The sequence below is a fragment of the Alteromonas aestuariivivens genome (assembly GCF_003367475.1).
GTDB lineage: Bacteria > Pseudomonadota > Gammaproteobacteria > Enterobacterales > Alteromonadaceae > Alteromonas > Alteromonas aestuariivivens.
In genome coordinates, this window is sequence record NZ_QRHA01000015.1 from 1 (window position 1) to 15,080 (window position 15,080).

The following is a 15,080-nucleotide window of genomic DNA, read 5'->3' on the forward strand; positions in this document are numbered from 1 at the left end:
CGACTGATAGTGCTATGACTTTTCCCCAGTCGCTTTCCTATTTCCCGATAACTGAAACCCTCGCGTAAGTAGGCCTCTATCTGGTATCGTTGTCCCTCGATCAACTGCTTGTAACTCATGGTAGCTAATCTTGTTTTTTGGCGATTACAGAGTACCACCAACAGGCAGTTGATCTCTCCTCACCGTTTAACCATGAGTGGTGCACTTATTATCTGAATTCGGGGCATTTTTCAGAATCTGAAATTATTGATCTGATCCAGTAAAAATGGACACATCTTTAAGCGATATTTAATTTACAAATACAATACGTTTCACCACCTTTATAAACTGACAAAGGAGCACACCGTTGGCGTTAAAGGATATTGATAACATTTCTTTGTTCACTTACTTTAAGCAACCTTCCTTGGCATTAAATAAGCCCGAGTTTCCAGTAATTGCCTTTGTGTTAAATGGGCAAGTGATCGCCGCTATTAAAGTAACAATGGCTAGGGCATGGCACGTTGAAAATGTCACAGCCAAACAAGGCTATGGGCCTACTATATACAAAGTATTAATGGATTTAGCTGGTTCTAAGGGCATTGCTCCATCTTTTAAGTATGCAAAAGAACGACAAGATTATGTTGTTCACAAAAGTAGAAATATTTGGCACACGTTTGCTAAAAGCGAAGACGTGTCGACCTCATTTCTCGATGATAAGTACGAAGATCAAGTTCTCAATAACAAATTTGTCAGCATTAACCCTATAAAAGGAATTACCCAAGCGAAGCGTAATCTTAGGAACACTATCAGAAGCCAGTACGTTAACCAGATGGGGTTTAGTCAGAAGCTAAAATCCTATCTCAAACCAAAGCAGATAGACTTGAAGTATCGAGCTTTTATATGTGACTCCCATTTCAATATCAGCCGCGCCGCTAAAACGCTGCTAGAAGAGAGTGTAAAGGCACATAGATAGTCTTTTCTTTTAAACTAGATACGAAGTTAATGGAACAAAAAACTTTTACAACGGCGCAAAATCAAAATTCAGTGTTGACGAAAGAACCTTGGATTTAACGGTCCGTTCGTTCTCTAATACTGCGCCTGGGACCACGGATACAAAAGCGTTATATGTTCTGTCAATCTACTCTTCTGTAAATAAAAGCTCATATTTACAAAGGCCGAATGTGAATAATTCAATTTTTCAGAATCTGAAATCTTCTTTGTTCCTATTACATACTGCTAAGAATCTCACAAATGCGTATAACATCCTTTCTGAAGATTTAGTCGCAAAAACAGGGATTGACTATTTCAGCATGTTTTTTCTCACGCTCTTCCAAATTAGAAACTCATCTTTCTGGCTCTTACACGCGATTCACGACATGTTACAGACGGACTTGATTGAAAAGTGTAGGGCTATTGTCAATCCCATTAAATATTACGGGTGGTGATAACTTAAGCGTTCAATACATGCTTACATCCTTACCCCATAAAAAGCCTTAATAAAATAGTGTTTTTTGTATTCTCTACAGTTTTTGCTATTTCTCTGTAACTAACGATATCTGTAAATTTTTGTATTCCATTTTTTTGTATCTAAGCAACTCAGAAGTAATAAGCACAACATCCTTATTGACTGGTCATGTATCAATTATACACTCAGAAGATACAAAAAAGTGGTGTATATATATGCCACAGTTTTGACCATTATATTGCAGCCAAAGTATTTCCCACGGCCGCTGCGGGCAGCTTTGCATCACAGGCCTGGCTGGACGACATCCCTGCAGACGAACACCCGTTGAACCAACAGCTGTGCGAATGCTTCAGAATGATGTTCCTCAACCAGGAAAATACACCCAGCGCTTATCTCAAGCGCTCAATCGAAGCTGATCGGGCGTTGAAAATGTATTATTATGCCATGCCTCAGGAAATGGCCGCCCGGGCATTCGAAGCCTGCATTCAGGATAACGCTCTTAAGAACGCGTTTTTGGTTCAGGGAACTAAAATGTCGACAGAGGCTAGACTTGGCATTTATCCTCATGGTAATTTGCGTAAACAACTTAACCAGGCGTTAATGTTGTATTTTTATCAGCTGGGTAGTGCATTAGAAAAGAAAAAGCGCTGAGCGGCGAACCATCGCATTGACGTTTGGTCAATTAGCCACCAACAAGTGTTACAAATAGTGCCAGTTTGTACAAAATGCTGTCCATTTTTGTGACAGAAGGTATACTGGTGAGCTCGAATTTAAGAGAAGAAAGAATACGAGATGAAAAGAAAAAAACATACATCGGCCGATGACGAGGCTCAAATTGACATGACGCCCATGTTGGACATTGTGTTCATCATGTTGATCTTCTTCATTGTTACCACTTCTTTTGTGAAAGAAAAAGGTCTGGATGTAAACCGTCCGGATAACAACAACCCACAGACCAATCAGCCGTCAAAATCCCTGTCTATCAGGATTGACGCCCAAGGTGTTATCACCATGGGTGGCCGTGAAGTTGATATTCGCCGGGTTGTTGCGAACGCGCAGACCTTCCTGGCTGAAAACAACACCGACTCTGCGGCTATTCAGGCAGATGAAGATACCGAACACGGTATCGTGGTGGAAGTAATGAACCAGGTGAAAATTGCCGGCATTGAAAAAGTGTCGGTACTGGTGAAAAGCTAGTCTGTTACACCAATATTGAAAAAACCGCCTTTCTGGCGGTTTTTTTACATCAGCAGGTAAAAGAAAAAATGACTACCTGATTTTCTCCGATTCGCCCCACGGCTCAAAGACCAGTGGCAACAGAGCCTGGGCCGGATAAGCAAACAAACCGAACCGATTTCCCTTACAGATACTCAACACAACGGCATGAGCAGGCATTTCAACAATGCCCCCATGGCAAGGATCGAACAACGGCACTTCATAACGCCCCAGCTCGAGCACGGCAATTTTTTGCTGCTTATAGTAGATAACCCGGTCTGACACCGGATTCTCCAATTTGGCATAAACTTGGTAATAAGGTACCCGCCACTCAATATCCTGCCACACAAAAGGCTGCAAGATGCGATTGTGTACATAAGGCTGAATGCTTTGCGGTATGTTGGATATTTGCATAGTGCGTTTTCCTCCGCTGGAAACAGTGCCCTCATACCCACTATTGCTGAGTCAATGCTCAAAAACAAGCCCTACCACCTGAACTTCCTACCAGGGCTTAGAGGAACGCTTAAAAGTTCAAATAATAGCTTGCACACAAACGCCGAAAATTTTCGCTGTAAGTTGTTGATTGCGAGTGAATAAACAAGTTTTCCATTGCCACCTGATAATTGCCAAAGCCAAACTGCAGAGCGCTGACATGGGGCTCCTTTTCTGGCTGACTGTGAATGTGTAATACTCGCTTTACATTCAACCCGTTTGACTGTGCAACCTGAACAACCTCCTCCACACGCCCATACGGGTAGAGACAATAAAAAAAGCCATCTTGAGATAAGTGATTACTTACCCACGAGAACAACTCAATAGCGGATAACCCCGTCGCCTGCCGTGCGGTTTTCCGCTCTATGGTCTGTTGCTGATATGCCTGTGTGGAACCGTTTGGCATCGCAAAATAGGGTGGATTTGAGATGATCAGGTTGTAAGGTACGCTTGGGTGATACTCTTGCACTGCGCCAGAGATCACCCTAAGACGTCTGCCCCACGGAGAGGCCTGCATATTTTCCTTCGCCTGGCCCGCTGCCTGCGGATCAATTTCAATACCGTCAATCTCACAATCGTGATCCAGCTTCTGAGCCAGCATCAGCGCCAGCAATCCGCTTCCGGTACCTATGTCCAGCGCTCTCGCAGCCAGCATTGGCTCTACCCAGCTGCCCAAAATCAAGCTGTCGGTATTCACCTTCATCGCACACCTGTCGTGCGCGACATAAAACTGCTTGCAACGAAACCCCGCAGACACCGATTTACTCCTGAATTAAAAATGCTGCAAACGTACCATCTGGTTAGCCACTTCAACCGCACTGACCGGTTTGAATTTTGCCAGCGGGCCAGGCATAAACATGCCAACCACAGGAGCAACATACTGCCCGAATTGCTCCAAAGGCCGTTTTTCCTCTCGCTTACCTAGTAATAATGAAGGCCGAACCGCGGCCGCATGCTGAAGTTGTGGCATGGACATTATGGCATTTTCAAGCTGCCCCTTTACCCGCAGATAGAAATTATTGCTGTTGGCATCCGCACCAACCGACGATATCCAAACAAACCCCTGGCACCGTTGAGCTCGCGCCAATTGGGCACAAACGTGTACGTATTCAAAATCGACTTTACGGAATGCCTCTTTGTTTCCTGCCTTTTTCAACGTAGTACCAAGGCAGCAATAAACATGGTCAACGTTGAAATACCCCTGATAGTCCTGCAAATTTTCGAAATCAATAACCACCGGAGTGAGCTTTTTCAAAGGGTCACTGAAAAAAGCAAAAGGAATTGGCCTGCGCACCAGGCAGGTAATCTGCACATACCTTGGGTCAAGCAGCAGACAACGAACGAGTGCCCGCCCAACCAGCCCGGTTGCGCCCAAAACTAGTGCAGTTTTATTGCTTGTCACCTTGCGTCATCCTCTGTAATCACTACAATCGGCTTTCCACAGACAGAAATACAGATAAAAATGAAAAAAGTCATTCTATTCGGAGCCCTAATGCTCAGTACCGTAATTCAGGCTCAGGACCTGACCATAGAACGCATATTTGCCTCTCCATCACTTGACGGCAATGCCCCAAGAAGCCTAAAGGTATCGCCAGATGGAAAGCGAGTTACCTTTCTAAAAGGCAAGCAGACCGACTATGAACGTCTGGATCTTTGGGAGTATCACATCCCATCCGGTGAAACCCGGTTATTGTTTGATTCCAATGATCTACAAAGTGGTGACGAGCAATTGTCGGACGAAGAAAAAGCGCGTCGCGAGCGCATGAGACTTTCCGGCACCGGAATCGTCAGCTATCTGTGGTCCAACGATGGTCAGGCACTGCTGTTTCCACTTGGCGGCGACGTTTACTACCACAGGCTGGGTACGCCAGGAGCACAGCAATTGCTGAACACCGAGGCGTTTGAAACCGACATCAAACTTTCTCCCAAGGGTAATTATATCTCGTTTATTCGAGACCAAAACCTTTACATTAAACATATTGCCAGCGGTAAAGAGCAGGCCATCACGAGCGATGGCGGCGGCAATATAAAATACGGAATGGCCGAATTTGTTGCCCAGGAAGAAATGGGCCGCATGACCGGGTACTGGTGGTCACCCGATGAAGCGCAGATTGCGTTTACCAAAATTGATGAAACACCAGTAGAAGTGATTACCCGCTCGGAAATTTACGCCGATGAGATCAAACTGATCGAGCAAAAATACCCCAAAGCCGGTACGCCAAACGTCAAGGTTGAACTGGCCATTCACAACATTGAATCAGGGAAAAATACCTGGGTGGACATGGGTGCTAACCAGGACATCTATTTTGCCCGCGGAAACTGGATGCCAGACAGCGAAACCTTTACCTATCAATGGCAAACCCGTGACCAGCAGACCCTGGAACTCAGAGCCTTTAACGTGGCCAATGCAGAACAGACCCTGCTGCTGAATGAATCCAGTAACACCTGGGTTAACCTGCACAACGACCTGACTTTCCTGGCTGACAGCAACCAGTTTATCTGGGCGTCAGAACGCAGTGGGTTTAAACACCTTTATCTCTATAACAACGATGGCACACTGGAGCGCCAGTTAACGTCGGGAGATTGGGTAGTCGACAGTATCAAAGCGGTGGACAAAGCCCGTGGCGTTGTCTATTTCTCAGGTCGTAAAGATACTCCACTTGAAAGCCATCTATACCAGGTTGCACTGCAAGGTGGAAAAATTCAGCGAATTTCACAGCGTGACGGTTACCACAGAGTCACCTTCAGCGCAGATGCCTCAATTTATGTCGACAGCTTCTCAACCATCAACACCCCGACTCAGGTCAGCCTTCATCAGGCAGACGGCAAACAAATCACATGGCTGGAAGAAAACAGACTGGATGGCTCACATCCACTCACGCCCTATCTTGCCGACTGGACCAAACCCGAGTTTGGTACCATTACAACAAAAGACGGTGTAGACCTGAAATACCGTCTGTACAAGCCTGAAAACCTGACCAGGAAACACCCGGCGATTGTGTTCCTTTACGGTGGCCCTCACGCCCAGGTTGTCACCAACAGCTGGTACGGAAACCGCGGTTTACTTATGCAGTACTGGGTTAAGAAAGGCTACGTCGTCTTCAGCCTCGACAATCGCGGCTCCAACTACCGGGGCAAAGGTTTTGAAGACCCAATTTATAAACAAATGGGGACGGTTGAGGTGGACGACCAGGTGGAAGGAGTTAAATTCCTGCGCACCCTGCCGTACGTTGACGCTGAGCGCGTGGGCGTACACGGCCACAGTTACGGCGGTTACATGACGCTGATGACCATGTTCAAAGCCGGAGATTATTTCAAAGCAGGCGTTTCCGGTGCCCCGGTAACCGACTGGCGACTGTACGACACCCATTACACCGAGCGCTACATGGGTAACCCAAAAACTGACGATGCCGCCTACACGGCTTCATCAGTATTCCCGTATGCCAAAGACTTGAAAGGCCCGCTGCTGATTTACCACGGAATGGCCGACGACAACGTGTTGTTTACCCACAGCACCATGCTGTACAAGCACCTGCAAGATCTGGCCATTCCTTTTGAAACCATGGATTATCCAGGTAAAAAGCACAGTATCCGCGGTAAACAAACCGGTATTCACCTGTACCATACCATTACCAATTTCTTCGATCGCAATCTGCATCCGGAGAAATAATCTCAATTAAACAACGAGTTTGGGCACAATGCTCAAACCCGTTGTTTATTGTCACTGCAATCCCGTCAATTTGCGCTACGCTTGCTAATGCCTGTTTAAAGGGATACGGTTATGCTTCGCAAGTACACAATCTTTTTACTCCTGATGTCTGGCGTTTTCTCCTGCTATAGCGCCCCATTGCCATCCTGGCAGGATGGCGAAAGCCGCCAGGCCATCGTGAGTTTTGTAGCCTCCGTAACAGACAGCAGCAAGCCCGACTTTGTGCCCCCAGAGGATCGTATTGCCGTTTTTGACAACGACGGTACCTTATGGAGCGAGCAGCCTATGTACTTTCAACTGCAGTATGCGCTGGACAAACTCAAGGAGCGTGCAAAGGACGACCCTTCACTACTAAGCTCGCCGGTATTAAAGGCGGCCATTGAAGGCGATCTGAAAACCGCTCTTGCAGGCGGCGTACCCGCACTGCAGGAAATCATCAATCAGTCCCACGCCAATCTGAGCGTTTCCGAATTCCAGCGTGAAGTGCGTCAGTGGCTGAACTCGGCAATCCACCCCACTACTGGTTTGCGCTTCTATGACATGGTTTATCAGCCTATGCAGGAATTGGTGGACTACCTCGAAAGCAATGATTTCACTGTGTACATCGTGTCTGGCGGCGGCCTGCATTTTTTGCGCGCCTTTGCTGAGCAGCGCTACGGGCTTCCCCCTCAACAGGTTGTTGGCAGCCGGGGCAATGTAACCTATGAAGTGATGGACGGGACCCCAATCATTGTTAAAACCGAAAATGTGCTGTTTGTGGATGACGGGCCGGGCAAACCCATTGGCATAGACACGCACATCGGTAAAAAACCCATCTTTGCAGCCGGCAATTCCGACGGTGACTACCAAATGTTGCAATGGACAACTTCTGATTCTCCGTCCTTTGGCCTGCTTATCCATCACACCGATGAGGAGCGTGAATTTGCCTACGACTCCCCCAGTCATATCGGGGAGCTCAAGCAAGGGCTGCAGGATGCTCATGCCAATGGCTGGCTGGTCGTTGATATGAAAAAGGACTGGAAAACCGTATACCCGGAACGTCCGTGACAGTTCAGCCGCATCCCACAGGAGGGCTGAGGATAATCGTTCTGTTTCATCAATAGCCCCACATATTACGGGGCATTCTAATCCAAGGAATCCATTCATGTTGAAATCCAAACTCGCCCGCTTGTGGGTAAGAGGTATATTACTGATGAGTGCGATGATGTGTGGCTCATCTCTGGCCGCAGACAAACCCAATATTCTGGTTATCTGGGGTGACGATGTCGGACAATCCAACATCAGTGCCTACACCATGGGGATGATGGGCTACAAAACCCCCAATATTGACCGAATCGCCCGGGAAGGCATGATTTTTACCGACTACTACGGAGAGCAAAGCTGCACTGCCGGGCGAGCCTCCTTTATCATGGGGCAGTCAGTTTTTCGTACTGGCCTGTCCAAAGTGGGCTTACCCGGTGCCGAACTGGGGATGCAGGAAGAAGACCCGACCATTGCCGGCCTGTTGAAGAATCACGGCTACATGACCGGCCAGTTCGGTAAAAACCACTTGGGCGACAAAGACGAGCATCTTCCCACTAACCATGGTTTTGACGAGTTTTACGGAAATCTTTATCACCTCAACGCCGAGGAAGAACCGGAAAATGAGGACTACCCCAAGAATCCGGAATTCCTTAAGAAATTTGGCCCAAGAGGAGTGATTGACGCTTCCGCAGAAGGCAAAATTGAAGACACCGGCCCGCTAACCAAAAAACGTATGGAGACGGTTGACGACGACACCGCTAACCGGGCTATCGACTTCATTGAACGGGCCCATGAAGCTGACAAGCCCTTCTTTGTGTGGTGGAGCGGCACGCGAATGCACTTCAGAACCCATGTCTCTGAGCAAAAAATGGCTCAGTGTAAGGCGCAGTACCCACACGCTGACGAATATACCTGTGGAATGATAGAACACGACGGCCACATCGGGCAGTTCCTTAACAAACTGGATGAACTGGGCATTGCCGAAAATACCATTGTTTTTTATTCCACCGACAATGGCCCGCACTACAACACCTGGCCCGATGCCGCCTCCACGCCATTTCGCGGCGAAAAAAACACCAACTGGGAAGGTGGCTGGCGGGTACCTGCGATGGTGCGCTGGCCTGGCAAGATTGCCGCAGGCTCAGTTTCCAATGAAATTATGCATCACATGGACTGGCTGCCCACCTTTCTGGCCGCAGCAGGCGAACCTGATGTAAAAGACAAATTGCTTTCCGGCCATCGAGCCATCAGCCGCCGATATAAAGTACATTTGGATGGGTACAACTTTCTTCCATACCTGACTGGCCAAATCACTGAGGGCCCCAGGCACGAAATTTTTTATTTTTCTGACGATGGCGACCTTACCGCCCTGCGCTACAACGACTGGAAGGCGATATTCATGGAGCAAAAGGCAACCGGCACCTTCCGCGTATGGATGGAGCCCTTCGTTCCACTTCGTGTGCCACTAATATTCAATCTGCGCCGGGACCCTTACGAAAAAGCCGAACTCACTTCAAATACCTACTATGACTGGCTGCTGGACCGAGCCTTTTTGCTGGTACCCGCTCAGGCTTACGTAGGCAATTTTCTTGAAAGCTTCAAGGAATACCCACCACGCCAGAAAGCAGCCAGCTTCTCAGTCGAGCAGGTAATGGAAATGCTTCAGAAGCCAGCCGGAACGCCATAGAGCAATTGGGTTCAACACTCTCCATGGAGGATAAAATTTACCTCATTTGGGGAGCCAGTTAACTTCCGAAGCACCTACCTCATTCCCGCGATTGAGGTAGGCTGCCAACCCGATTCGATGGTACAGTACGAAAATCTTTATTCAATTCAGAAGGATGTACTGTGACTCGCTCCGCCGCAACTTTCGACGACGTCCACGCTGCCTCGCTGCGCCTGATAGGCAAAGTTCAGCGAACACCTATTCTGGAATCAGGATTGCTTAATCGCTGGCTGGGGCAACGTGTTTTGTTCAAGGCCGAATGCCTGCAAACTACCGGGGCTTTCAAACTCAGGGGCGCAACCAATTTTCTTTGCCACTTGCAGGACAAAGGCGAGCTGCCACAACGCATTGTGGCCAACAGTTCCGGTAACCACGCCCAGGCCGTGGCGTATGCTGCCAGTCTGTTCAACATTCCTGCCACTATTTATTCAACGGAATCCATATCGGTAGTCAAAGCCGCCGCCACCCAAATGTATGGTGCTGAATTGTCGCTGTTTCCCACCCGCACCGAAGCAGACGATGCGGTAAAAGTCGCCGCAGAAGAGGCCGGTACGGTTTGGATCCCCCCCTATAACCATCCTGACATCATTGCCGGCCAAGGCACCGCCACGCTCGAAGCCATTCAGGATGCCGGTGAAGTAGATGCGGTCTTTGCGCCTTGTGGTGGTGGCGGATTGCTTTCCGGTGCGCTCCTGGCTACCCGGGCTACCTTGGCCAATGCCAAAGTGATTGGCGCAGAGCCGCTGAATGCCAATGACGCTGCTCGCTCACTTCAGTCAGGCAGGATTGAATGTTTGCCCGGCCCGGCTGACACCCTGGCAGATGGTGCCGCCACGCCCAGCGTGGGTAACTTCACCTTTCCGCTGCTGCAGCAACTGGACGATTTCTATGAAGTTGAAGAAGCTCAGATAGCCTACTGGACTCAATGGTTGCAGCATCTGCTAAAACTGCACGTGGAACCCACTTCAGCAATGAGTATGGCAGCTGTCGCAGCCTGGGCCCAGAATACCCCCCCTGGGCAAACCGCACTGGTGATCTTGTCAGGAGGCAACATCAGCCAGGCCAGCATGGCTCGAATATGGCAGCACGACTACTTATTACACCCCCCCATTATCAGTAAAAGGGACTCACAATGAGACGCATCATAATTATTTGTTTTTGCGCACAGTTTTGCAGCCTGTGGAGCCTCAGGGCGCTGGCAGACCAGGCTGTGCTGGTTGAAAACGTCAACGGTTACACTCTGAACGCCGACGGCGATTTGGTTCGCTTCAGCAGTCTGCTTGTTGAGGCTGGAAAAGTATCAGCTCTGGACCCGAAATCACTTCCGGATTCCAACCTTGTGCGAATTGACGGCAAACAGCGCACCATGTTGCCAGGGCTGATTGATGCCCACGGCCACCTGATGGGTCTGGGTAAGAATCTGCTGCAAGTAGACGTACGGGAAAGTGCCAGTGCCAGAGATGCCGCCCGTATGGTGGCTGACTATGTTTTTGCCAATTCCCAGCAACAATGGGTTACCGGGCGGGGCTGGAATCAGGAATTATGGCCGGACAAAGCCTTTCCCAACGCAAGCCAGTTAGACGAAGCCGAACCAAGCCGCCCGGTATGGCTGCGCCGGGTAGACGGTCATGCAGGCTGGGCCAACACCAGGGCCCTTAAAATTGCAGGGATAACCAAAGACACTCCCGACCCACAGGGTGGGCAAATTTTACGCGATAGCGATGGCAATCCCACAGGGGTGCTGATTGACAACGCAATGGAGTTGGTTGAACAGCATTTGCCAACAACCACAACAGAGCAGTACGCCGCGCAATTGGAAGCCGCTGGACAGCACCTGCTTTCAGTAGGGATCACCGCAATGCACGACGCAGGCGTTGAGCGCAGTCTCTACGATTTCTATCTGGCAATGGCGGCAGAAAAGAAGCTCCCCATTCGCATTTATGCCATGATCAGTGCCACCGACCCGGATCTGGACAAAATGCTCAATTTGGGCCGGATCCGAAGCCTCGACGACTTTATCAATATTCGCAGTGTGAAGGCCTATGGTGATGGGGCCTTGGGCAGTCGCGGAGCTGCGCTGCTGGAACCCTATTCCGATGCCCCGGAACAGCACGGCCTTATGCTCACTCAGCCGGACCAGTTCGGGCCACTTTTCAATCACATCATTGGCTCTGGCTTCCAGTTGAATTTCCACGCCATTGGTGACAAAGCCAACCATCTTGCACTGGATCAGTTTGCGCAAACCTTCGCCAAACTGGGTGGCCAGGCGTTGCGTAACCGTATTGAACATGCCCAGGTGATCACCCCGGACGACCTGGAGCGTTTTGCCGAACTCAAAATACTGCCCTCCATGCAGCCTACCCACGCAACCAGCGATAAAAATATGGCGGAAGCCCGCTTGGGCAAAGCACGCATGAAAGGCGCCTATGCTTGGCAAACACTGCATCAGTCCGGAATCGCCATTCCGCTGGGTTCAGACTTTCCGGTTGAGCTGGCCAATCCGTTTTACGGTTTGCATGCGGCGGTAACGCGCCAGGACAGAAACAACCAGCCAGTTAAAGGATGGTACCCAGAAGAGGCTTTGACTCTGGAGCAGGCGTTTCGTGGGTTCACGCTGGATGCAGCTTATGCTGCCCACAGTGAGGATACGCTGGGTTCTCTGATGCCCGGCAAATGGGCAGATTTCATTCTGCTAGATCAGGATATCTTTGCCATTGAGGCACAAGACATCTGGAAAACGCGGGTTTTACAAACCTGGGTGGCCGGACAACAGGTATACTCTGCACAGCCTTAAAGAAAACAAGCGCGAGGCGGCAAAACCGCCTCGCCTTATACTTTACTGATACAAAGTCGAAATCCACTTCTCTTCAGAAATAAAACTCCAGGACCAGTCTTTCCACTTTTCATCCAGCCCTTCCTGAATGACCGCATCCAGAGATTTCCCGGCTGCTTTTTGCGCCTGAACGTACGCATAGGTTTCTTCGATCATGGCCAGATTGCTTTCATACTGCTTTTTGTTGGCGATAGGCCCGTGACCGGAAATGATCATGGTGTTTTCATCCACCTTCTCAAGCAGGCTCTTCACCGATTCAATGTAACCGCTAACGCTTCCCCCGGCTGACAAATCAATGAACGGAAACAATCCATTGAACAGCAGATCACCGGTATGCAAAATGTTGGATTGCTCAAACCACACCACGCTGTCACCGTCGGTGTGAGCTGAAGGCAAGTGCATAACATGCAGGGTTTCACCGTTGAAATGCAGTTTAATGCCGTCTTCATAGGTCACTACCGGCAGTGCAGCCTCATCAACAGAGTCGTCACTGGCCAGCCGGATGCGAACATTTTCGTGAGCGAAAATGGTACTGCCTTTGTGAGTGTGAAAATGGGCATTCCCACCGGTATGATCGCCATGGTAGTGGGTATTAATGATGTATCTGGGGCCGCCACTTCCCAGTTCATCCAGTGCGGCGGAGATTTTTTCCGCCAGGGGTTCGAACTGATCATCAATAATCAGAATGCCATCCTTGCCGGCTGAAACGCCAATATTCCCCCCCATTCCCTGCAACATGTGCACAGATCCCCTAAGGGGTGTATCGGTTATATCAACATCGTCAAATTGCATTTGTGCCTGTGTGGCGCATGCGAACAAAAGGCCAAGGCCCAACGCACTGATCACTTTAAACTTTTGCACTGTGTTTCCCCGTTCTAAAACATTCAGGTTTACACTATGAACCATAGAAGCAAAAAGATCAGCGTTACCATGGGGTTATTTTGGTTCTGTATCGCCTGTATAGTCAAAACGCGGAACGGATTGCCCCTCCACCTCAACGTATTCACCGAACATCGACAACGGTCGCACCCACAGGGCCCGATCGCCGTAACAGGGCCGGTACACCACCAGCTTCGATTCATCCTCCGAATGGGTAGCTACCCCCAAAACCTCGTAAAAATTCCCTTTGTAATGACGATAAAAGCCTGTTTTCAACTCGTATTTCATTTACTTAACTCTCCTCCAGGGGAAGCTTCAACTGGACCACTGAGTTCATGGTAGCCTGAGCTTCGTTTTCAAGACCAATATGCACACCCACTAACCGAATGCCCCTGCCATTGCTGCGTTCAAAAGCCTCCTGCATTAGTTCAGTGAAGTAGCTTTCAATGAGACTGGATTGACGATGCTCCACGGTGGTGAGCTGAAAATCCTGAAACTTGAGTTTCACGCCCTGCGATCGAATTCGCAGTTCCCTGCCGTCTCCATGCCGCTGCAGATGTCGCTCTGCACGTTCATTGAGCTTGGGCAGCAACTCCGCTACCATCGCCACACATTCCTCCAGCGAATGAATGTCTTCACTGAGCGTGCGTTCAACCCCTATCGACTTGCGCTCGTGGTGAGTATTTACCGGTCGTTCGTCAATACCGTGAGCACGGTTCCATAAAACTGCACCGAATTTACCGAACGCTTTTTGCAGCCGCTCCAGAGGATAATCCCGCACATCTTCGCAGCGCTGCAAGCCCATTCGATGCAGCTTTTGTATGGTGACCTGCCCCACACCGGGAATTTTCTCCAGTGGCATTTTACGCACAAACCCATCCAGTTTGTCTGGCGTTATCACGCACAAACCATCGGGTTTGTTTTCATCACTCGCCACCTTGGCAACAAACTTACAGGGCGCAACACCTGCCGATGCCGTGAGATTCAGTTCTTCTTTGATGCAGCGTCGAATATCTTCTGCAATAAGCGTTGCACTGCCACCAAACCAGTTGGAATGGGTTACATCCAGATACGCTTCATCCAGTGACAGGGGCTCAATCACAGAGGTGTAACGCTCAAAAATAGAGCGAATTTTTCGGGATTCCTGCACGTACACATCCATACGCCCTTTCAGCAACACCAAATCCGGGCATAGACGTTTTGCGTAAGCGGTCGCCATGGCGGAACGCACACCGAACTTTCGCGCTGGATAATTGCAGGTGGAGATCACTCCACGACGCTCGGAACTGCCCCCTATGGCTATGGGCAGATGGGTCAGACCAGGGTCATCTCGCATCTCCACCGCAGCATAGAAGCAATCCATGTCGACATGAATGATTTTACGCATGGCTTAGCACAACTGTACACATAACCAGTATTTTACATTATTCGGGCTAAAAGCCTACTCGGTAATGCGTGCAGCCGGGTTAAACTGAATAATTCGCGGGAAAACCGCCCCTACCTTGGCAGGAGCGGCAATGAGGTATCAGAGGATCTGGTTTTCTTTCCACTCAGCGAGCTTTTTCTGGCGCGCCGCTTCTCTCTCCATGCGTGCCTTTTTACGATCACAGGGCTCAGGGCAATCACACGCTTTTTCGATGCCCAGTGCCCCCAGGCCTCCACAACTGCCTGAAATGGATTTGCGCTGAACCAGATAGCCTACCGCCATGGCAAGCACCATCAGCAGGAAAAAACCAAATGCCAGAAGAAATGTCGACAT

At 49.4% G+C, this 15,080-nt stretch carries 16 protein-coding genes; 8 read left to right on the forward strand and 8 right to left on the reverse strand.

Annotation, left to right across the window (positions count from 1 at the left end):
- Positions 1–119 (reverse strand): helix-turn-helix domain-containing protein (locus tag DXV75_RS15815; protein WP_147291845.1); only part of this gene is annotated, 119 nt, incomplete at its 3' end.
- Positions 120–346: 227 nt separating this feature from the next.
- Here DXV75_RS15815 and DXV75_RS15820 point away from each other — a divergent pair.
- From DXV75_RS15820 to DXV75_RS15835, 3 genes are all read left to right on the forward strand, one after another.
- On the forward strand, positions 347–952 hold the full coding sequence (locus DXV75_RS15820) for a hypothetical protein (protein WP_115594402.1): 606 nt from the start codon (positions 347–349) through the stop codon (positions 950–952).
- A 660-nt stretch (positions 953–1,612) separates the two neighbouring features.
- Complete coding sequence (locus DXV75_RS15830) at positions 1,613–2,095, forward strand: LPD1 domain-containing protein (RefSeq protein WP_181898453.1); 483 nt, start codon at positions 1,613–1,615, stop codon at positions 2,093–2,095.
- 141 nt (positions 2,096–2,236) lie between these two features.
- Positions 2,237–2,641, forward strand: a complete 405-nt coding sequence (locus DXV75_RS15835; RefSeq protein WP_115594404.1) for an ExbD/TolR family protein — start codon at positions 2,237–2,239, stop codon at positions 2,639–2,641.
- A 72-nt stretch (positions 2,642–2,713) separates the two neighbouring features.
- On the opposite strand, the gene DXV75_RS15840 is transcribed toward DXV75_RS15835, so the two are convergent.
- The 3 genes from DXV75_RS15840 to DXV75_RS15850 all read right to left on the reverse strand — a co-directional run bounded on the left by DXV75_RS15840 (position 2,714) and on the right by DXV75_RS15850 (position 4,553).
- Entirely contained in the window at positions 2,714–3,073 is a 360-nt protein-coding gene (locus DXV75_RS15840) for a hypothetical protein (RefSeq protein WP_115594405.1), read from the reverse strand.
- A 109-nt stretch (positions 3,074–3,182) separates the two neighbouring features.
- Positions 3,183–3,854, reverse strand: a complete 672-nt coding sequence (locus tag DXV75_RS15845) for a tRNA1(Val) (adenine(37)-N6)-methyltransferase (protein WP_115594406.1) — start codon at positions 3,852–3,854, stop codon at positions 3,183–3,185.
- A 69-nt stretch (positions 3,855–3,923) separates the two neighbouring features.
- Positions 3,924–4,553 (reverse strand): NAD(P)H-binding protein, encoded by a 630-nt coding sequence (locus tag DXV75_RS15850; RefSeq protein WP_115594407.1) that lies wholly within the window; start codon positions 4,551–4,553, stop codon positions 3,924–3,926.
- A gap of 60 nt (positions 4,554–4,613) precedes the next feature.
- Between DXV75_RS15850 and DXV75_RS15855 the strand changes: the two genes are divergently transcribed.
- The 5 genes from DXV75_RS15855 (at position 4,614) to DXV75_RS15875 (ending at position 12,403) form a co-directional block, all read left to right on the forward strand.
- The gene (locus DXV75_RS15855; protein WP_115594408.1) at positions 4,614–6,821 is read left to right on the forward strand and encodes a S9 family peptidase; all 2,208 of its coding nucleotides are present in this window, start codon (positions 4,614–4,616) and stop codon (positions 6,819–6,821) included.
- 111 nt (positions 6,822–6,932) lie between these two features.
- The gene (locus tag DXV75_RS15860; protein ID WP_115594409.1) at positions 6,933–7,907 is read left to right on the forward strand and encodes an HAD family hydrolase; all 975 of its coding nucleotides are present in this window, start codon (positions 6,933–6,935) and stop codon (positions 7,905–7,907) included.
- Between the two features lie 97 nt (positions 7,908–8,004).
- Positions 8,005–9,570, forward strand: coding sequence for an arylsulfatase (locus DXV75_RS15865; protein WP_115594410.1), 1,566 nt, complete (start codon positions 8,005–8,007; stop codon positions 9,568–9,570).
- Positions 9,571–9,731: 161 nt separating this feature from the next.
- Complete coding sequence (locus DXV75_RS15870; RefSeq protein ID WP_115594411.1) at positions 9,732–10,745, forward strand: serine/threonine dehydratase; 1,014 nt, start codon at positions 9,732–9,734, stop codon at positions 10,743–10,745.
- Positions 10,742–12,403, forward strand: coding sequence for an amidohydrolase (locus tag DXV75_RS15875; RefSeq protein WP_115594412.1), 1,662 nt, complete (start codon positions 10,742–10,744; stop codon positions 12,401–12,403). The genes DXV75_RS15870 and DXV75_RS15875 overlap by 4 nt, the downstream gene beginning before the upstream one ends.
- 42 nt (positions 12,404–12,445) lie before the next feature.
- Here the strand turns inward: DXV75_RS15875 and DXV75_RS15880 are convergent, their stop codons facing one another.
- From DXV75_RS15880 to nqrM, 4 genes are all read right to left on the reverse strand, one after another.
- A complete protein-coding gene (locus DXV75_RS15880) occupies positions 12,446–13,303 on the reverse strand; it encodes an MBL fold metallo-hydrolase (protein WP_425451718.1) in 858 nt (285 codons plus the stop codon).
- Between the two features lie 75 nt (positions 13,304–13,378).
- The gene (locus DXV75_RS15885) at positions 13,379–13,609 is read right to left on the reverse strand and encodes a DUF1653 domain-containing protein (protein ID WP_115594414.1); all 231 of its coding nucleotides are present in this window, start codon (positions 13,607–13,609) and stop codon (positions 13,379–13,381) included.
- Between the two features lie 4 nt (positions 13,610–13,613).
- Complete coding sequence (gene dinB, locus DXV75_RS15890) at positions 13,614–14,708, reverse strand: DNA polymerase IV (protein WP_115594415.1); 1,095 nt, start codon at positions 14,706–14,708, stop codon at positions 13,614–13,616.
- A gap of 138 nt (positions 14,709–14,846) precedes the next feature.
- Positions 14,847–15,080 carry a (Na+)-NQR maturation NqrM gene (nqrM, locus tag DXV75_RS15895; RefSeq protein WP_115594416.1) on the reverse strand — a complete coding sequence of 78 codons (234 nt, stop codon included), beginning with the start codon at positions 15,078–15,080 and terminating at the stop codon, positions 14,847–14,849.